Source organism: Streptococcus infantis, from assembly GCF_047463635.1.
Classification (GTDB): Bacteria; Bacillota; Bacilli; order Lactobacillales; family Streptococcaceae; genus Streptococcus; species Streptococcus infantis_W.
This window is the reverse complement of sequence record NZ_JASHDL010000005.1, coordinates 106,784-126,418: the sequence shown is the minus strand read 5'-3', so window position 1 is coordinate 126,418 and position 19,635 is coordinate 106,784. Positions and strand designations below refer to the sequence as shown.

The 19,635-nt window shown below is 38.8% G+C and carries 22 protein-coding genes; all 22 read left to right on the top strand.

Translation table 11 applies throughout. The features are described from left to right. Positions 1-36 precede the first annotated feature (36 nt). The 22 genes from QM867_RS04835 to QM867_RS04730 all read left to right on the top strand — a co-directional run bounded on the left by QM867_RS04835 (position 37) and on the right by QM867_RS04730 (position 19,564). Positions 37-234, top strand: coding sequence for a hypothetical protein (locus QM867_RS04835; protein ID WP_315640423.1), 198 nt, complete (start codon positions 37-39; stop codon positions 232-234). Positions 235-731: 497 nt separating this feature from the next. Beyond that, positions 732-1,883 carry an N-acetylglucosamine-6-phosphate deacetylase gene (gene nagA, locus QM867_RS04830; RefSeq protein ID WP_414315262.1) on the top strand — a complete coding sequence of 384 codons (1,152 nt, stop codon included), beginning with the start codon at positions 732-734 and terminating at the stop codon, positions 1,881-1,883. A 140-nt stretch (positions 1,884-2,023) separates the two neighbouring features. Then, positions 2,024-3,082, top strand: coding sequence for a zinc-dependent alcohol dehydrogenase family protein (locus tag QM867_RS04825; RefSeq protein ID WP_315640425.1), 1,059 nt, complete (start codon positions 2,024-2,026; stop codon positions 3,080-3,082). Positions 3,083-3,219: 137 nt separating this feature from the next. Then, positions 3,220-3,597, top strand: coding sequence for a DUF1033 family protein (locus tag QM867_RS04820; RefSeq protein WP_075231867.1), 378 nt, complete (start codon positions 3,220-3,222; stop codon positions 3,595-3,597). Between the two features lie 57 nt (positions 3,598-3,654). Further along, positions 3,655-4,596 (top strand): competence type IV pilus ATPase ComGA, encoded by a 942-nt coding sequence (comGA, locus tag QM867_RS04815; protein WP_414315261.1) that lies wholly within the window; start codon positions 3,655-3,657, stop codon positions 4,594-4,596. Continuing rightward, positions 4,517-5,560 (top strand): competence type IV pilus assembly protein ComGB, encoded by a 1,044-nt coding sequence (gene comGB, locus QM867_RS04810; protein WP_075231869.1) that lies wholly within the window; start codon positions 4,517-4,519, stop codon positions 5,558-5,560. Before comGA ends, comGB begins: the two co-directional genes overlap by 80 nt. Beyond that, positions 5,561-5,884 carry a competence type IV pilus major pilin ComGC gene (gene comGC, locus QM867_RS04805; RefSeq protein ID WP_075231870.1) on the top strand — a complete coding sequence of 108 codons (324 nt, stop codon included), beginning with the start codon at positions 5,561-5,563 and terminating at the stop codon, positions 5,882-5,884. It abuts the gene before it with no gap. Beyond that, positions 5,847-6,266, top strand: a complete 420-nt coding sequence (comGD, locus tag QM867_RS04800; RefSeq protein WP_371608247.1) for a competence type IV pilus minor pilin ComGD — start codon at positions 5,847-5,849, stop codon at positions 6,264-6,266. The genes comGC and comGD overlap by 38 nt, the downstream gene beginning before the upstream one ends. Beyond that, positions 6,244-6,546: a competence type IV pilus minor pilin ComGE gene (gene comGE / locus QM867_RS04795; protein WP_371608246.1), complete on the top strand. Its 303-nt coding sequence runs from the start codon at positions 6,244-6,246 to the stop codon at positions 6,544-6,546. Before comGD ends, comGE begins: the two co-directional genes overlap by 23 nt. Next, positions 6,509-6,970: a competence type IV pilus minor pilin ComGF gene (comGF, locus tag QM867_RS04790; RefSeq protein WP_414315260.1), complete on the top strand. Its 462-nt coding sequence runs from the start codon at positions 6,509-6,511 to the stop codon at positions 6,968-6,970. The genes comGE and comGF overlap by 38 nt, the downstream gene beginning before the upstream one ends. Further along, positions 6,948-7,364, top strand: coding sequence for a competence type IV pilus minor pilin ComGG (gene comGG / locus QM867_RS04785; protein WP_414315259.1), 417 nt, complete (start codon positions 6,948-6,950; stop codon positions 7,362-7,364). Before comGF ends, comGG begins: the two co-directional genes overlap by 23 nt. Before the next feature lie 109 nt (positions 7,365-7,473). Beyond that, on the top strand, positions 7,474-8,175 hold the full coding sequence (locus QM867_RS04780) for a histidine phosphatase family protein (protein ID WP_049509191.1): 702 nt from the start codon (positions 7,474-7,476) through the stop codon (positions 8,173-8,175). A 191-nt stretch (positions 8,176-8,366) separates the two neighbouring features. Then, positions 8,367-10,073: an ABC transporter ATP-binding protein gene (locus QM867_RS04775; protein WP_414315258.1), complete on the top strand. Its 1,707-nt coding sequence runs from the start codon at positions 8,367-8,369 to the stop codon at positions 10,071-10,073. A 1-nt stretch (position 10,074) separates the two neighbouring features. Then, positions 10,075-11,841 (top strand): ABC transporter ATP-binding protein, encoded by a 1,767-nt coding sequence (locus QM867_RS04770; protein WP_414315257.1) that lies wholly within the window; start codon positions 10,075-10,077, stop codon positions 11,839-11,841. A gap of 137 nt (positions 11,842-11,978) precedes the next feature. Further along, on the top strand, positions 11,979-12,668 hold the full coding sequence (locus QM867_RS04765) for a gamma-glutamyl-gamma-aminobutyrate hydrolase family protein (RefSeq protein WP_316717594.1): 690 nt from the start codon (positions 11,979-11,981) through the stop codon (positions 12,666-12,668). A gap of 171 nt (positions 12,669-12,839) precedes the next feature. Next, entirely contained in the window at positions 12,840-14,189 is a 1,350-nt protein-coding gene (locus QM867_RS04760; protein ID WP_000018239.1) for a glucose-6-phosphate isomerase, read from the top strand. A gap of 183 nt (positions 14,190-14,372) precedes the next feature. Further along, complete coding sequence (locus QM867_RS04755) at positions 14,373-15,173, top strand: SDR family oxidoreductase (RefSeq protein ID WP_038804195.1); 801 nt, start codon at positions 14,373-14,375, stop codon at positions 15,171-15,173. A 62-nt stretch (positions 15,174-15,235) separates the two neighbouring features. Beyond that, complete coding sequence (locus QM867_RS04750) at positions 15,236-17,062, top strand: BglG family transcription antiterminator (protein ID WP_371620840.1); 1,827 nt, start codon at positions 15,236-15,238, stop codon at positions 17,060-17,062. After that, the gene (locus QM867_RS04745) at positions 17,062-17,559 is read left to right on the top strand and encodes a transcriptional regulator GutM (protein ID WP_049548210.1); all 498 of its coding nucleotides are present in this window, start codon (positions 17,062-17,064) and stop codon (positions 17,557-17,559) included. The genes QM867_RS04750 and QM867_RS04745 overlap by 1 nt, the downstream gene beginning before the upstream one ends. After that, positions 17,556-18,101 carry a PTS glucitol/sorbitol transporter subunit IIC gene (locus tag QM867_RS04740; protein ID WP_001106813.1) on the top strand — a complete coding sequence of 182 codons (546 nt, stop codon included), beginning with the start codon at positions 17,556-17,558 and terminating at the stop codon, positions 18,099-18,101. The genes QM867_RS04745 and QM867_RS04740 overlap by 4 nt, the downstream gene beginning before the upstream one ends. Positions 18,102-18,114: 13 nt before the next feature. Beyond that, a complete protein-coding gene (locus QM867_RS04735) occupies positions 18,115-19,095 on the top strand; it encodes a PTS glucitol/sorbitol transporter subunit IIB (protein ID WP_000120696.1) in 981 nt (326 codons plus the stop codon). A gap of 97 nt (positions 19,096-19,192) precedes the next feature. Continuing rightward, a complete protein-coding gene (locus tag QM867_RS04730) occupies positions 19,193-19,564 on the top strand; it encodes a PTS glucitol/sorbitol transporter subunit IIA (RefSeq protein ID WP_049478985.1) in 372 nt (123 codons plus the stop codon). Positions 19,565-19,635: the final 71 nt, after the last annotated feature.

Here is a 19,635-nt window from a genome sequence, read left to right as displayed (position 1 = left end):
TAAAAAACACTTACCCTAATTAAAGGAGAAAATAAAATGGTTACATTAACTGTTGAAAAAGATTGGACTGGGAAATACACGTTTACAGTTTCGAATGGATTTGATAGTCAAAGTTTGACACCAGGAACATATGTTTCAGATTTTCAAATTAACCAAGCTAAACAAAACATCCAGTATGCCGGAAGTATTGATGATGGTATTAGAGTAGTAAAAAATGCTTTAGGAATTTTCTAAAAGAAAAATATTAGAGTCATTTATACAAAAATTAGACCTAATTTATGTCTAGTTTATTAACATTCCATATACCTCAAATGAACGTACAACTGTCTTGAGTACCTCTAGATGAATATAACCTGTTTGAACACTTCGTCTATTCTCCGATGATGCTCTTAGAACGATAAGGTATGGGGTGTTACCTAAAAGTTACTGAAATTTGGAAAAAGTGCCTATTTTATAAAATTCAAACGTCTTAAAACCTTATTAAATCAAGGTTGTAAGTTTCAAAAAATGTAGGAATTGAACTCAAAATCCAGTGTCCGCAAGGACGTGCCGGTTCGACCCCGGCCGCCGGTATAGTATTAAAGACAAGGTTTTTGGACCTTGTCTTTTTTGTTGAATAATTTATTAAAATTTCACTAAAAAAGGTCTATACCATTTACAAATTGTTTTGAAAGGTTTATAATGTAATTGACATAATAAATAGTAGATTATTTCTTAAGGGGGTTATCATTATGCCTAAGTATATTAAAGCTGATCAATTTTTCTATCCACATGGTATTCGTCGTGGAGGTTATTTGGAACTTATTGATGGTAAGTTTGGTAAGCATGTTGAAGAGATTTCTGAGGATGCTGAAATTTTAGATTATTCTGGTTATAGTATTGCACCGGGTCTCGTTGACACCCACATTCATGGTTTTGGTGGTGTGGATGTCATGGATAATAATATTGAAGGGACTCTTCATACGATGAGTGAAGGTCTTCTTAGCACAGGTGTTACTAGTTTCCTACCAACTACACTAACTTCATCATACGAACAATTGCTGGCTGTTACTGAAAACATTGGTGCACGCTATCAAGAAGCATCTGGTGCTAAGATTCGTGGTATTTATTTTGAAGGACCTTACTTCACCGAGGAATTTAAGGGGGCTCAAAACCCTGCCTATATGAAAGATCCACGTATGGATGAGTTCCGCGCTTGGCAGAAGGCTGCTAATGGTCTTCTTAATAAAATTGCTCTTGCACCTGAACGTGATGGGGTTGAGGATTTTGTACGTACTATTACTGATGAAGGTGTAACTGTAGCTCTTGGTCACTCTAATGCTACATTTGATGAAGCTAAAAAAGCTGTTGATGCCGGGGCTAGTGTTTGGGTTCATGCCTATAATGGAATGCGTGGCTTAACACACCGCGAACTTGGTATGGTTGGTGCTATGTATGAGTTACCACACACTTATGCAGAATTGATTTGTGATGGTCATCACGTGGATCCTAAGGCTTGCGAAATTCTTCTTAAACAAAAAGGAACTGAAAATATTGCTCTTATTACCGACTGTATGACAGCAGGTGGTTTGCAAGATGGCGATTATATGTTAGGTGAATTTCCAGTTGTAGTTGCAAATGGGACTGCTCGCCTTAAATCTACAGGTAACTTGGCAGGTTCCATTCTCAAACTTAAAGATGGTTTGAAAAATGTCGTTGAGTGGGGAATTGCAAATCCTCATGAAGCAGTCATGATGGCTAGTCTGAACCCAGCTAAATCAGTTCATATCGATGACGTCTGTGGACAAATTCGTGAAGGCTACGATGCAGACTTTATCGTGTTAGATAAAGATTTGGAATTAGTAGCAACTTATCTAGATGGTGAAAAACGTTATCAAGCATAATTTCTAAAGAAGAAACTTGTTTAGTTTCTTCTTTTTTTAAAATAAATTTGTTATTTCTTTCACAAATCACTTGATTTTTTAATTGAAAAGGCTTACAATTGTGATATAAATAATACAAATAAAAAAGCGGAGGATTGCTTATGAAAGCTTATACTTACGTTAAACCAGGTCTTGCGTCATTTGTTGATGTTGACAAACCAGTTATTCGCAAGCCAACAGATGCTATTGTGCGTATCGTTAAGACTACTATTTGTGGTACTGACCTTCATATTATTAAAGGGGACGTTCCTGCTTGTAAGAGTGGAACTATCCTAGGACATGAAGGAATTGGTATTGTAGAGGAAGTCGGAGCAGGAGTTTCAAACTTCAAAAAGGGTGATAAGGTTTTAATTTCTTGCGTTTGTGCATGTGGCAAGTGTTACTATTGTAAAAAAGGAATCTATGCTCACTGTGAAGACGAAGGTGGATGGATTTTTGGACATTTGATTGACGGTATGCAAGCAGAATATCTTCGTGTGCCTCATGCTGATAATACTCTTTATCATACTCCATCTGACTTGTCTGATGAAGCCTTAGTTATGTTATCTGATATCTTGCCAACTGGCTATGAAATTGGTGTCTTAAAAGGGAAAGTTGAGCCTGGCTGTAGTGTAGCTATCGTTGGTTCAGGGCCAGTTGGGTTGGCAGCTCTTTTGACGGCACAATTCTATTCACCAGCTAAATTGATTATGGTGGACCTAGACGATAACCGTTTGGATACTGCAGTTTCTTTCGGTGCTACTCATAAGATTAATTCTTCAGACCCTGAAAAAGCAATACAAGAAATTTATGATTTGACAGATGGTCGAGGTGTAGATGTCGCTATTGAGGCGGTAGGAATTCCTGCAACGTTTGATCTCTGTCAAAAGATTATCGGTGTAGGTGGAACAGTAGCCAACTGTGGTGTGCATGGTAAACCAGTTCAGTTTGATTTGGACACTCTTTGGATTCGTAACATTAATGTTACTACTGGGTTGGTTTCTACCAATACAACTCCTCAGCTTTTGAAAGCCTTAGAAAGTCATAAAATTGAACCTGAAAAATTGGTAACTCATTATTTCAAACTTAGTGAAATAGAAAAGGCCTATGAAGTATTTAGTAAGGCCGCCGATCATCATGCAATTAAAGTGATCATTGAAAACGATATTTCAGAAGGTTAATCTTGTTTTTAAATCCAGTTATTCGTTTTAGAATAGCTGGATTTTTTGAAAATGTTATATAATTCGTGAAAATGAGCAAAATTCTTTCATTGTTCTCAAAATTTCGCTATAATATACGGTACAAAGGAAGTTAATCTATGTATCGAGTTATAAAAATGTACGGAGATTTTGAACCGTGGTGGTTTATAGAAGGCTGGGAAGACGACGTCATTGCGAGCAAAAAATTTGATAACTATTATGACGCCTTGAAATATTATAAGTCTTGTTGGTTTGAGTTAGAAAAGGAGATTCCTCTTTACAAAAGTAGGGGAGACTTGATGACTATTTTTTGGGATCCAGAAGATAAACGCTGGTGTGAAGAATGCGATGAATTTCTTCAGCAATATCATTCCTTGGCTTTGTTGGAAGATGGTCAAGTCATTCCTGATGAAAAATTTAGACCTGGTTACGAAAAGCAGACTGGTTTAGAAATCCACCGTACTTGTCGCATAAAAAAAGAAGAAACAATTTTTTAATGAAGTTGTTTCTTCTTTTTTATATTTTCTTCGAATAGTAAGAATGAGGAGGAAGATATGGTACAAATACTTGCACAAGAATTGATTACACTGGCCAAAAAACAGGGAGCCCAGGACATCTATTTTATTCCTAAAGAAAAGATTTACGAGCTACATATGCGAGTTGGAGATGAGAGACATTTGATTAGCACCTATGACTTTGAAAAGTTGGGGGCCGTCATTAATCATTTTAAGTTTATTGCGGGGATGAACGTTGGAGAAAAACGCCGTAGTCAGCTTGGTTCCTGTGATTATCAGCATGATGGTAAGCGTTCTTCACTACGTTTATCGACGGTAGGAGATTATCGTGGTCATGAGAGTCTAGTTATCCGGCTTTTGCATGATCAAGAACAAGAGTTGCGCTTCTGGTTTCAAGACCTTAAGGAACTGGAAAAGGGCTTTAGGCAACGCGGCCTTTATCTATTTGCAGGACCTGTAGGAAGTGGTAAAACTACTTTGATGCATGAATTAGCCAAGTCATTGTTTAAGGGTCGGCAGGTCATGTCCATTGAAGATCCAGTAGAAATTAAGCAGGAAGAGATGCTGCAATTACAGCTCAATGAAGCTATCGGACTGAGCTATGAAAACTTGATAAAACTTTCCCTACGACATCGTCCAGATCTTTTAATCATTGGAGAAATTCGAGATAGTGAAACAGCCCGTGCCGTTGTACGAGCTAGTCTGACAGGTGCCACGGTATTCTCGACAATCCATGCCAAGAGTGTTCGTGGGGTTTATGAGCGCCTCTTAGAACTTGGTGTCAGTGAAGATGAACTTGCAGTTGTTTTACAAGGTGTTTGTTACCAGAGACTAATCGGAGGAGGAGGAATCATTGACGTTGCAAATGGAAATTATCAAGAACACCAGGCAGAAAAGTGGAATGGACAAATTGACCAGCTTCTTAAAGAAGGACATATCACTGCCCTTCAAGCTGAAACGGAGAAAATTAGCTACCAGTAAGCAGAAGAAAATCATCACTCTCTTTAACAATTTATTTTCTAGTGGTTTTCACCTGGTAGAAATCATTTCCTTTCTAGATAGAAGTCTCTTGTTGGAAAAGGACTATGTATCGCAGATGCGTCTAGGACTTGCGCAGGGAAAGTCTTTTTCGGGAATGATGGGTCATTTAGGTTTCTCGAGTGCGATTGTCACGCAACTTTCATTGGCTGAAGTTCATGGAAATCTCCATTTGAGTTTGGGGAAAATTGAAGAATATTTGGATAATCTAGCTAAGGTCAAGAAGAAGTTAATCGAAGTTGCGACCTATCCAGTCATTTTGTTAGTTTTCTTACTGCTCATTATGATGGGTTTGCGTAATTATCTCTTGCCTCAACTGGATAGTAGCAACATAGCTACCTTAGTGATTAGTAACCTGCCACAGATTTTTCTTGGTATTACTCTATTGCTAGGTCTAGTATCTTTAACAGGACTGATATTCTACAGAAAATCTAGGAAGATACAAGTATTTTCTTTTCTAGCTAGAATCCCCTTTCTAGGTGTGTTTATTCAGTATTATCTAACTGCCTATTATGCTCGAGAATGGGGTAATATGATTGGTCAAGGTCTGGAGCTATCACAGATTTTCCAGATGATGCAGGAGCAAGGAAATCCTCTTTTTAGGGAAATAGGACAAGATTTAGATCAAGCCTTGCAAAATGGGCATGAATTTTCGAAAGTTGTGCAACATTATCCTTTCTTTAGAAGAGAGTTGGGTTTAATCATTGAATACGGAGAGGTCAAATCCAAACTGGGGAGCGAATTGGAAATCTATGCGGAAAAAACCTGGGAATCCTTCTTTACCCGAGTCAATCGGACCATGAACCTTGTTCAACCACTGGTCTTTATTTTTGTAGCCCTGCTAATCGTTTTATTGTATGCAGCTATGTTGCTGCCCATGTATCAAAATATGGAGGTTAATTTTTAGATGAAAAAAATGTTGATGAAATTAAAAGAAGCGAAGGCAAAAGCTTTCACTCTTGTAGAAATGTTGGTCGTATTGCTCATCATTAGTATTCTACTCTTACTGTTTGTGCCAAATCTTACTAAGCAAAAGGATGCAGTGAATGACAAGGGTAAAGCAGCTGTCGTCAAGGTGGTAGAAAGTCAAGCAGAACTGTATAGTCTGGATAAAAATGAAGATGCTAGTCTAAGCAAATTACAGGCAGATGGACGTATCACTGCTGAGCAAGCAAAAGCTTACAAAGAGTATCATGATAAACAAAAGACAAGTCAAACAGTTGCGGATTAGGGCTTTTACCATGCTAGAAAGTCTATTGGTTTTAGGGATAGTCAGCATTTTGGCTTTGGGTTTGTCAAGTTCAGTTCAATCCACTTTTGCAACTGTGGAAGAACAAATTTTCTTTATGGAGTTTGAGGAACTTTATCGAGAAACCCAGAAACGAAGTCTGGCTAGTCAACAAAAGATGAATTTAATATTAGAAGAGAGGAGTATTAGTAATGGCTATCAAAAGTTAGCCATTCCTAAAGGGATTCAGCTTCAGTCACATCAGTCAATAACATTTGATAAGGCTGGAGGTAGTTCATATCTGGTTAGCATCAGATTTCAAACAAGGAAAGAAGTGGTTCGCTACCAACTATATCTAGGAAATGGAAAGATTAAACGTATTTAAGAAGCAAAAAATTAAGGCGGTTATTTTACTGGAAGCAGTGATTTCACTAGCCATTTTTGCCAGTATTGCAACCCTCTTGCTGGGGCAGATTCAAGAAAGTAGAAAAAGAGAAGCAGAGCTTCTAAAACAGGAAGAAGTTTTGCGAGTGGCTCGTATGGCTTTGCAGACTGGACAAAAGCAGTTGACCGTCAATGGCCTTACGGTTCATGTTGTCTCGAATGAGCAAGGTTTGGAGGTACACCATGGAACGGAGAAATTACTGGCGATTCAAGATAAGTAGAGTCAGAGCTTTTACACTTTTAGAATCCCTGGTTGCTCTTATTGTGATTAGTGGGAGTTTGCTTCTTTTTCAATCTATGAGCCAACTCTTGGTTTCAGAAGTTCGCTACCAGCAGAAAAGTGAGCAAAAAGAATGGCTCTTATTTGTGGATCAGCTGGAAGCAGAGCTGAATCGAGCCCAATTTGAAAAAGTGGAGAATGATAGGCTTTACCTCAAACAGGAAGGGAAGCCCATTTCCATGGGTAAATCAAAGTCAAATGATTTCCGGAAAACAGATGCTAGTGGACGTGGTTATCAACCCATGGTCTACGGTCTGAAATCAGCTCATATTTACCAAAAAGGGCAAAATGTCTATTTCAATTTTCAGTTTGAAAAGGGACTAGAGAGGGAGTTTATCTATCGTGTTGAAAAAGAAAAAAGTTAGAGCAGGAGTTCTCCTATACGCTATCACTATTGCTGGAATTTTTAGTCTTCTGTTGCAATTTTATCTGAACCGGCAAGTAGCTTATCATCAGGATTATGTCTTAAATAAAGAGAAACTGGTGGCTTATGCTATGGCTAAGAGAACCTATGAAAAAGCTACTTCTGAAAATGGAGAGCAGTCCTTTAATGCAGGAAAGGCAACTTATCGTAATGACCAAAAGGGTTTTACAACGATTGTTGACACTGGAAAAAATCAATTTGAATTTCAATTTCCACCTTTGAAAAAGACCGACAATAAGACGAAGAAAACAGAAAAAAAGTCAAAAGAAGAACAGGTAAAAAAAGAGGACACCGAGACATCTAAAGTTGCTCCTTCTAAGAATGATAAGACATAGATTATTAGATTTGTAAAATCTAGTTTAAGTGGTGATGTTGGACTCAGTGGGTTAGGACGAGGTTTTTACCTGAAATCATGCTATAATAGATACATATGGAGGACAGAATATGTCAAGTGTAAAATTGTATCTAGTGCGTCATGGGAAAACAATGTTTAATACGATTGGGCGTGCTCAAGGTTGGAGTGATACTCCACTGACAGCTGAAGGGGAACGAGGCATTCATGAATTGGGGATTGGCTTGCGTGAGTCTGGTTTAAGATTTGAGCGTGCTTATTCAAGCGACTCTGGACGGACCATTCAGACTATGGGAATTATCCTTGAGGAACTAGGTTTAACAGGGCAAATTCCTTATCGTATGGATAAGCGAATCCGTGAATGGTGCTTTGGTAGTTTTGATGGTGCTTATGATGGAGACCTTTTTATGGGGATCATTCCGCGTATCTTTAATGTCGATCATGTGCATCGTTTGTCCTATGCTGAGCTGGCTGAAGGTCTGGTAGAAGTGGATACAGCAGGCTGGGCTGAAGGCTGGGAAAAACTAAGTGGGCGTATCTGGGAAGGTTTTGAAGCCATTGCTAAGGAAATGGAAGCTAATGGGGGAGGAAATGCTCTCGTAGTCAGCCATGGAATGACTATTGGAACCATTGTTTATTTAATCAACGGAATGCATCCACATGGCCTTGATAATGGAAGTGTGACGATTCTTGAGTACCAGGATGGTCAGTTCTCAGTCAAGATTGTTGGCGACCGTAGCTACCGTGAAATTGGACGAGCTAAACTAGAAGAGCAAGCTAGTTCAGAACAATAAAAATTCTCTACTTAAATTAGAAGATGTTTTAGATGATTCAATAGAATGCTGATGTCGTGCTTGTACAAGCTTGCGAGAGCTGAGTGCTTTGACAATAGCATTCTTTTTTGTTAGAATAGCATCAACATGAAAGCATAAGAAGGGACTGACAGAGTTGTCGTTCCCTGTTGTCTATCTTAGAAGGGGGAAATATGCTGTTTCAGAAAATAAAAGCCTATAAATGGCAGGCTCTAGCTTCCTTAATTATGACAGGTCTAATGGTAACGAGTTCACTTTTGCAACCACGTTATTTGCAGAAAGTTTTAGAGGCACTGCTAACAGGTGATAATGAAGCTATTTATCATATTGGTTTTTGGTTAATCCTTGTTGCATTGATTGGTTTGATTGCAGGTGGCATCAATGTTGTGTTAGCCGCCTACATTGCTCAAGGAGTTTCGTCAGACTTACGGGAAGATGCCTTTCGTAAGATTCAAACTTTTTCATATGCCAATATTGAGGAATTTAACGCAGGGAATCTTGTTGTGCGTATGACCAATGACATCAACCAGATTCAAAACGTAGTCATGATGACCTTCCAAATTCTCTTTCGACTACCACTTTTGTTTATCGGTTCCTTTATTCTAGCAGTTGTCACCCTACCTTCTCTATGGTGGGTGCTAGTTCTCATGGTCGTTCTTATTGTTGTCATAATGGGTTTTATGATGGGAGTGGTGGGACCACGCTTTTCAAAGTTCCAGACCTTACTAGAGCGTATCAATGCCATTGCTAAAGAAAACTTGCGTGGTGTGCGTGTGGTTAAATCTTTTGTTCGAGAAAAAGATCAGTTTGCTAAGTTTACGCAGGTATCGGATGAATTACTGGGTGAAAACCTTTATATCGGCTACGCCTTTTCTATCGTTCAACCTGTAATGATGATGATTTCATACGGGGCTGTCTTTCTTTCAATCTGGCTTGTAGCAGGTATGGCAGAGTCAGATCCGTCAGTAGTTGGTTCCATTGCTTCCTTTGTAAACTACCTGAGTCAGATTATCTTTACCATCGTCATGGTTGGATTTTTGGGGAACTCAGTTACTCGTGCCATGATTTCCCTTCGTCGTATTCGTGAAATCCTTGATACAGAACCAGCTATGACTTTCAATGATGTGGAAGATGAAGAATTGGAAGGAAGTCTCAGTTTTGAAAATGTGACCTTTACCTATCCAAATGATGAAGAACCTATCCTAAAAGATGTATCCTTCGATATCGCAGCTGGTGAAATGGTTGGGGTTGTCGGAGCAACTGGTGCAGGGAAATCAACCTTGGCTCAGTTGATTCCACGATTATTTGATCCTCAGCAAGGTTCGATAAAGATTGGTGGAAAGGACATTCGAACAGTTAGTGAAGGGACGCTTCGTAAGACAGTTTCTATCGTCCTACAAAAAGCCATTCTCTTTAGTGGAACCATCGCAGATAATCTCAGACAAGGAAAGGGAGATGCGACAGTTTCAGAAATGGAACGCGCAGCTCGCATCGCCCAGGCCAGTGAATTTATTAGTCGTATGGACTTGGCCTTTGAAAGTCTGGTTGAGGAACGTGGGACTAACTTTTCTGGTGGACAAAAACAAAGAATGTCTATTGCGCGTGGGATTGTTAGCAATCCAAAGATATTGATTTTTGATGATTCAACCTCTGCACTTGATGCCAAATCGGAACGTTTGGTTCAAGAAGCCCTCAACAAGGATTTGAAGGGGACGACTACGATTATCATCGCACAAAAGATTAGCTCTGTTGTGCATGCTGATAAAATTTTAGTGCTTGACCAAGGTCGCTTGATTGGTCAAGGCAAACACACTGACTTGGTTGCAACAAACCCAGTTTATCGTGAAATTTACGAGACGCAAAAAGGAAAGGAGGAGTAGAATGAAGACATTTGAATTCTTTTGGAACTATTTTAAAGTTTATAAGATATCCTTTGTCGTTGTTATTGCTATGATTGTCATTGCAACGATTGCACAAGCCCTCTTTCCAGTATTTGCAGGTCAAACAGTCACAGAACTGGCTAATTTGGTTATAGCTTATCAAAATGGAAATCCTGATATGGTTTGGCAAAGCCTATTGGGACTCCTAATCAATCTTGCCTATATTTTGATTGTGCTCGTGGTGTCGAGTCTTATCTATATGGTTTTGATGAGCCGTATTATTGCCGAATCGACAAATGAGATGCGTAAGGGACTTTTTGGCAAGCTTTCTCGCTTGACTGTTTCCTTCTTTGATCGCCATCAAGATGGTGATATCCTGTCACGTTTTACCAGTGATTTGGATAACATCCTACAGGCTTTCAACGAAAGTCTGGTGTCTGTTATGACCAATATTGCCCTTTATATTGGTTTGTTGATTGTCATGTTCGCAAAAAATGTGACCTTGGCTTTGATTACGATTGCTAGCACTCCAATAGTTGTCATCATGTTGATTGTCATTTTGAAATTGGCAAGAAAATATACCAATCTTCAGCAAAAAGAGGTTGGGAAGCTCAATGCTTATATGGATGAGAGTATTTCAGGTCAAAAAGCCGTTATAGTTCAGGGCATTCAAGAAGATGTGATTGCAGGTTTTGTTGAGCAAAATGAACGGGTTCGAAAGGCCACTTTCAAGGGCAGAATGTTTTCAGGAATTCTCTTTCCTGTCATGAACGGAATGAGCTTGGTCAATACAGCTATTGTTATTTTTATCGGTTCAGCTATCTTACTGAATGATAAGAACATCGAGACAGCAACTGCTCTGGGTTTGATTGTCATGTTTACCCAGTTTTCTCAGCAATATTACCAACCCATTATCCAATTGGCAGCGAGCTGGGGAAGTTTGCAACTGGCCTTTACAGGTGCGGAACGTATCCAAGAAATGTTTGATGCAGAAGAAGAAATTCGTCCTCAAGATGCTCCAGTTTTCACAGAATTGCGAGAAGGTGTGGAGATTCGTAACGTGGACTTCTCCTACCTGCCAGGGAAACCGATTCTAAAAGATGTCAGCATTTCAGCTCCAAAAGGGAAAATGATTGCGGTTGTTGGTCCGACAGGGTCAGGGAAAACAACCATCATGAACTTAATCAATCGTTTTTATGATGTGGATGCAGGTAGTATCAGTTTAGATGGAACAGATATTCGCGAGTTTGATTTAGACAGTTTGCGAAGTAAGGTAGGAATTGTCCTACAGGACTCTGTTTTATTTAGCGGAACTATTCGTGACAATATTCGATTCGGTGTACCGGATGCTAGTCAGGAGATGGTAGAAGCAGCTGCTAAGGCTACGCATATCCATGAATATATCGAAAGCCTACCAGATAAGTACGATACTCTGATTAATGATGATCAGAGCGTCTTCTCGACCGGTCAGAAGCAGTTGATTTCTATTGCTCGTACCTTGATGACAGATCCTCAGGTCTTAATTTTGGATGAGGCAACATCAAACGTGGATACTGTAACAGAGAGCAAGATTCAAAATGCCATGGAGGCAATTGTAGCAGGAAGAACTAGTTTTGTGATTGCCCATCGCTTGAAAACTATTCTCAATGCCGATCAGATCATTGTCCTTAAGGATGGTGAGGTTATTGAACAAGGAAATCATCACGAATTGCTCAAGCTTGGAGGCTTTTACTCCGAACTGTACCATAATCAATTTGTCTTTGAATAAGCAAAAAAGTTGTCCTAATTTTGGGCAACTTTTTCTGATAAAAAAATTTTATCACGGACTTAAAAAATACATATTAGACAGGAGTGGGTAAGGGTGATAAGATAAGATTATCAATGGAGAACGAAAGGAAGTCAGTAATGGTAAGAACGGTTGTTGGAGTAGCGGCAAACCTATGTCCTGTGGACGCAGAAGGAAAAAATATTCATTCATCAGTCTCTTGTAAATTTGCTGAGAGTATTCGTCAGGTTGGCGGACTTCCTTTGGTCATTCCGGTTGGTGATGAGTCAGTTGTGCACGACTATGTAGAAATGATAGACAAGCTTATCTTGACTGGAGGGCAAAATGTCCATCCTCAGTTTTATGGTGAGGAAAAAACAATTGATAGTGATGATTATAACCTAGCTCGCGACGAGTTTGAGCTAGCTCTTCTACAAGAAGCCTTGCGTCAGAACAAACCAATCTTAGCCATTTGCCGTGGCGTTCAGCTTGTCAATGTTGCCTTTGGTGGGACACTCAATCAGGATATTGAAGGTCATTGGCAAGGTCTACCTTTTGGAACTTCACATTCTATTGAGACAGTGGATGGAAGTGTTGTATCTAAATTGTTTGGTAAAGAAAGTCAGGTTAATTCAGTGCATCGTCAGAGCATTAAAGATCTGGCACCCAATTTCCGCGTGACGGCTGTGGATCCACGTGATCAAACTGTTGAAGCAATCGAATCTATTGATGAGCACCGTATTATTGGTCTCCAGTGGCATCCAGAATTTTTGGTCAATGAAGAAGATGGCAACTTAGAATTATTTGAGTATTTATTGAATGAATTATAACGACTGGAAACCTAGTCGTTTTTTTGTCTTATTTCGTTCAAATTTTAATATTGTAACATTTTTTACGCAAATGTTTAAATTATGATAAAATTTGGAAAAATTCAGTATAAAAACTTGAAAAAATCTAAGGTAAGGGTTATGATAGAAGAGAAGAAATTTTGGAGGAATATTATGTCACATATTAAATTTGATTATTCAAAAGTATTAGATAAATTTGTTGCACCACATGAACTAGATTATATGCAGCCTCAAGTGACTGCAGCAGATTCTGCTCTGAGAAATGGTACAGGTCCTGGGGCAGAAATGACTGGCTGGTTGAACTTACCTGAAGAATATGACAAAGATGAATTTGCTCGTATTCAAAAGGCTGCTGCTAAAATCCAATCTGATAGTGAGGTATTGATCGTAATCGGTATTGGTGGTTCCTATTTAGGAGCTCGTGCAGCTATTGATTTCTTGAATAATTCATTTGTAAACTTGCAAAGAAAGGAAGAACGCAAGGCACCTCAGATCCTCTATGCTGGAAACTCTATCTCTTCAAGCTATTTGGCTGATTTGGTAGACTATGTATCAGACAAAGATTTCTCAGTAAACGTGATTTCTAAATCAGGTACAACAACTGAACCGGCTATTGCTTTCCGTGTCTTCAAAGAACTCTTGGTTAAGAAGTACGGTCAAGAAGAAGCTAACCAACGTATCTACGCAACTACAGACCGCGCTAAAGGTGCAGTTAAGGTTGAAGCAGATGCTAATGGCTGGGATACTTTTGTAGTGCCTGATAGTGTAGGTGGTCGTTTTACAGTATTGACAGCAGTGGGGCTCTTGCCAATCGCAGCTGCAGGAGCTGATATCAGCAAGTTAATGGAAGGAGCAAATGCTGCTCGCAAGGCTTATGCTTCTGATAAGTTGGCTGAAAATGAAGCATATCAATATGCAGTTGTACGCAATATCTTGTACCGTAAAGGTTATCTGACAGAAGTTCTAGCTAACTATGAACCATCTCTGCAATACTTCTCTGAGTGGTGGAAGCAACTGGCTGGTGAGTCAGAAGGGAAAGACCAAAAAGGGATTTATCCAACTTCAGCTAACTTCTCAACAGACTTGCACTCTCTGGGACAATTTATCCAGGAAGGTACCCGTATCCTCTTTGAAACAGTTATCCGTGTAGATAAACCTCGCAAAAATGTGCTGATTCCTGAATTGGCAGAAGACTTGGACGGTCTTGGCTACTTGCAAGGAAAAGATGTTGACTTTGTCAATAAAAAAGCTACAGATGGAGTGCTGTTAGCACACACTGATGGTGGAGTTCCAAATATGTTTGTGACACTGCCTGAGCAAGATGAGTTCACTTTGGGCTACACTATTTACTTCTTTGAGTTGGCTATTGCTCTTTCTGGCTACCTGAATGGTATCAATCCATTTGACCAGCCTGGAGTTGAAGCTTATAAGAAAAACATGTTTGCTCTTCTTGGGAAACCAGGCTTTGAAGAGCTGGGTGCTGAGTTGAATGCACGCCTTTGATTCTCATATGCTTTGAGTTCATTTAGAATATAAAAAGATCCACAAGTTCATTTCTTGTGGATTTTTAGTACAAGCCTCTTAATTAGTTTATTATTTTTTTTAAAAGTGTAAAAAAGAGTGTCTTAATTCTTTTATGAAAGCGCTGTATAATTGCCTTGTAAATAAAATTTGAGAGGTATCAAAATGAATGATTGGTTAAACATAAAAGGCAAAACAGTTCTTGTGACTGGCGCGTCATCTGGGATCGGTAAGGCAATCGTTGAAGAATTGCTGGAATTAGGAGTCAATGTAGCGAATTTTGATCTTAGCGACAACGATTTGCGTCACCCGAATCTATTATTTGTAAAAGTTGATGTAACTTCTCGCTCTGAAGTAGAAGAGGGTGTTGCCAAAATAGTTGAAAGATTTGGCAATATTGATGCGGTAGTCAATAATGCAGGGATTAATGTTCCCAGATTATTAATTGATGCAGAAAATCCTAAAGGTCCTTACGAGTTAGACGATGAAACGTTTGAAAAAGTAACAATGATTAATCAAAAAGGTTTGTATTTGGTTAGTCAGGCAGTAGGACGTATTTTAGTGAAAAATGGAAAAGGTGTAATTGTGAACATGGCTTCAGAAGCAGGCTTGGAAGGTTCTGAAGGACAAAGTGCCTATGCTGCAACAAAAGCAGCAGTCTATAGTTACACTCGTTCATGGGCGAAAGAGCTGGGTAAGCATGGTGTACGTGTGGTTGGAATTGCTCCAGGAATTATGGAAGCTACGGGACTTCGAACTCTTTCTTATGAGGAAGCTCTTGCTTATACCCGTGGAAAGACGGTAGAAGATATTCGAGCTGGTTATGCTTCAACTTCAACAACTCCTTTGGGACGAAGTGGTAAACTACGGGAAGTAGCTGATCTTGTAGCATTCTATATTTCAGATCGTTCTAGCTATATAACTGGAGTCACTACAAATATTGCTGGAGGGAAAACTCGCGGTTAAAAAAATGAAGGTGAGGAAGAGAGTTGACCTTAGTAAATCGATGGTATAACATTTTAGAAAAAATGGTCTCACAGCCAACTTATTCCATGATAGATATGCGCTCAGAGCTGGATATTAGTATGCAAACCTTGCAAAAGAGTATCCAACAATTAAATGATGTTTTGGCTCCTAATATCCAGATTATCTCACAAGATGATAAGTTAATGTTAGAAGTGTATGACTATACAGAGTTGGAAAGGATTTTATCTGGTAGTTTAAAACAGGAGAGTGACTTCAATTCTTCCAGTAAAAGAATTGCCTATTTACTAAAACGTTTAATTAAGTCAAACTCCCCTCTTCTTATTGACGACTTGGCTGAGGAAGCAGGTGTTAGTAGAAGTACCCTTAATAAGGATTTAAAACAAGTAAAATCTTTGGCAGAGAGTTACTCTATCACTATTTCAGGAAAGCCCAACCGTGGGCTGGAGGTCTTGGGGGACGAGCTGAATTTGCGCTTGCTCTATATTCACCAAGTGGCCCCTTACTTTGAAGGAAGGACACTCACCGAGGCAACATCTTCTTTTCTGGAGACGCTACTCCAGGAGTATAAAATCCCGAAAGAAACAAAGGAACTCCTTCGAAAGACCATTTCAATTATGGTGGAGCGTATTCATGCATCTAGGGTGTTGAGTTGTCCTATTCCTTACTATAGGAATGATTTAACAGAGACCCCTTTGGTTGAGAAATTAATCTATCATATTGTGATGACTTATAAGATTTCCCTCAGTCAGTTTGAAATAGACTTTTTGTGTTTTCCTTTTAATGTCCGTTTTATTGACACTTTAAGCAAGCCGTCTTATCAATCTGAACAGCTTGCAAACATTTTTCAAGGGATTGTCAAGAAAGTCAAAGAAACAATGTTGGTTAACTTTGATGATGAAGAATTATTTGAAGAAATCAAGTCTCATCTAGGCCCCTTAATCAATCGACTGATTTTCCATGTGCAAGCTAATGATATATTTCATGGCGAGGTTCAAACTCAATATCCTTTTGCTTTTGAAATGGCGAAAATTGCTGGAGAAGAACTATCTGCAATTTTTGGTTCTGAATTGGAATTATCTGAAATCGGATATTTGGCTTTGTATTTTGAAATGATTTTAAGAAAGCAAAACTCTATTGTAAATAGTTCTCGCAAGCAGATAGCTGTAGTTTGCACAACAGGAAGAGGAACTGCTGCGATGATTATTCAGCAACTCAGACGAATCCTTGGAAATGATGTAGACATTACTCAGTATTCTGAAGAGGATTTTAATGTGGATTTGAATCAGGACTATTTCGCGATTTTTACGACAGTTCCTCTAAAATATAAAGATTCTAAATCTCCAGTCATTCAAGTTAATCATCTTTTTGATGATCAATGGTTGCGGGAAGAATGGCAGAGAGCCAATGCTTTTCATCAAAGAAATCTAGAAACAGTCAGCTTACGATTTGTTCGATTAGGTCCACAAAAAACCTATCATCAATACTTGCTAAATATGGTTGCAGAGTTAGAGAAACTTCAGATGATTGATGAAGGTTTTAGAAATCGGATAATTGATAGGGAGAAAAAACAATCAACCGTTTTTGGCGGAGGAATTGCTTTTCCCCATACAATTAACCAAGGTTATGCAAAAACTATTTTAATGTTTGGAAAACTAGAAGAGCCTTATCAAAAAGGAGATGATTGGATTGAATTTATCTTTCTAGTCGCTATACCCTCAGAAATTGAAAGAAAAATGGAAAGTGAATTGCTGGAATTGTATGACGACATTTTTCGAATTGCAGGAGAGCCTTCTCTAAAAGAAGCATTGAGGGCTGTAGAAACAGAGACAGAATTTCTATCATTTTCTAAGAGCAAAGGAGTATTTTAATGAATTCGCTAATAATTTTCGCTGTATTTGTCATGGCAGCTTATATATTTCAAATGTTCCTCGGCTGGCAGCAACTCAAAGACTTCAATAAGACCTATACGATGCTCCGGAAACTGGGGCGCGTAGCGATTGGCAGAAAATCCGGAAGAATCAAATCCGGTACGATTGTCATGTTCGCGGTTGATGAAAACGGTCGGGTTCTTAAAGCTAGCAAAATGCAAGGAGTCACAATCTTAGCGCGTTTTCAAAATATGGACGATTATGTTGGAGAAGACATCCATTATTTTGACAAGTATAATCCTCTTGTGAGAAAAGAAAATAAGTTGATGCAATCAGCTATAGAAGATGCTAGAAAAGTCTATCTTTGGCATGAGGCAGGTATTGAGAAAGAGACAAGTTCTTCTGATTCTTTTCTGGGATTCGGCTTTTATGCGGATTACTTACAATTATCTATTAAACAGTTATTTAAAAAAAATAAGAAAAGGAGTTCCTTATGAATTACATTACAGAATTTGCAGAGAGTTTTATGAAACTCTTCCAATTAGGTGGAGAAACCTTTATTAGCTGGATGACAAATATTGTACCTCTTGTCTTGATGCTATTGATTGCAATGAATACCCTTATCGCTTTCTTGGGAGAAGAGAAGGTCAATTCCTTGGCTAAGATTTCTGCCAAAAATCCTGTTAGCCGGTATATGATTTTACCTTTCATTTCAGCTTTTATGCTGGGAAATCCGATGGCAATCAGTATGGGACGTTTCTTACCAGAATATTATAAACCTAGTTTTGTAGCAGCTCAGATGCAGTTTTGCCATACTTCAAATGGTGTATTTCCACATATCAATCCTGGGGAATTATTTGTATGGATGGGAATTGCGACAGGAATTCAAACTTTAGGTTTAAGTCAAATGGACTTAGCCATTCGTTACATGCTTGTTGGGCTTGTCATGAACTTTGTAGGTGGTTGGGTAACCGATTTTACAACTGCTTATGTAGCAAAACAGCAAGGTGTTACCTTGAGTAAAACATTTGATTTATAGAAAGAGTGAAATTATGTCATATAAGAGTATAAAAGTTGTTAAAGGAAATGGCGGTTTCGGAGGACCTTTGGTCATTACACCTAGTGAAGCTAAGCATAAATTCATCTATATTACTGGCGGCGGAGAAAAGCCAGATATTGTAGATAAAATTGCTGATTTGACCGGTATGGAAGCTGTTAATGGGTTTAAAACTTCTATCCCAGATGAGGAAATTGCTTTAGCAATCGTGGATTGTGGCGGTACTCTTCGCTGTGGTATTTATCCTAAAAAGGGAATCCCTACAATAAATATTGTCGCTACAGGGAAAAGTGGGCCTCTAGCTCAATATATAACCGAGGAAATCTATGTGTCAGCAGTTGGCCTTAATCAAATTTCTGCTGCTAATGAAGACGAAAAAGCGACAACTGTGGTAACTGAAAAGCCAACTTACGATACTAGTAAAAAAATTACAGAGCAAAAAGCTGAAACAAGTATTGTAGCACGAATTGGGATGGGGGCTGGTAAGGTCGTTGCAACTTTCAACCAGGCTGCTCGTGAAGCCATCCAAACAATGCTCAATACAATAATTCCTTTCATGGCCTTTGTTTCCTTGCTGATTGGGGTTATTCAAGGATCTGGTGTTGGAAATTGGCTGGCAAAATTAATGGTTCCCCTAGCGGGGAACATCTGGGGACTCGTTTTAATTGGCTTTATCTGTTCCTTACCATTCCTATCTCCTTTGTTAGGTCCCGGAGCTGTTATTAGTCAGATTATTGGAACTTTAATTGGAGTCGAAATCGGAAAAGGGACTATTCCGCCCCAAATGGCTCTGCCAGCTTTATTTGCTATCAACACTCAAAACGGTTGTGATTTCATTCCTGTAGCACTCGGCCTATCTGAAGCCAAGGCTGAAACAGTTGAGGTTGGTGTCCCTTCGGTACTTTATTCACGCTTTCTCAATGGTGTTCCGCGAGTGCTAGTTGCTTGGATAGCTAGTATTGGTCTTTATCAGTAGACCTTTGATAGATGCCTGAAAACAGAGAACTATTATGTTAAACTTATCTATAAGCCTAAGTTTATGACAAATTAGAGAAAGTATGAATAGAAATCAGATGAAGAAAATTTTTGAAACTAAAGTAATTCAAGTAGGGTCTGAAGCTCAGAATATGATTCAAGATGCCAATATGCTCATTTTATTTGGAGAAGAAGCACCAGAAGATTTATCAGAGTATTGTTTTAAGATTGATAACAAAAATCTGCTAGGTTCAATACTAGAAGGTGGCAAGCTGGTGGTAGATAATCAGGAATATTCGATTAGTTCCGTAGGAAATGTAGTAGAAAAAAATTTAACTGGACTGGGACATATCACGATTTCTTTTGATGGTTCAAAAGAGGGGAGCCTTCCTGGTACACTCCATGTTGTAGCAGAGCAAGCGGTAGTAATTGAGAAAGGTTCTACTATTCAGATTTTTGAAACTGCTTGACCATAATAAAATTTCAAATCAAGCAACTTAGAAAAATAAAAGTCTAAAAAATTGATTCAGAGCCTGGACAA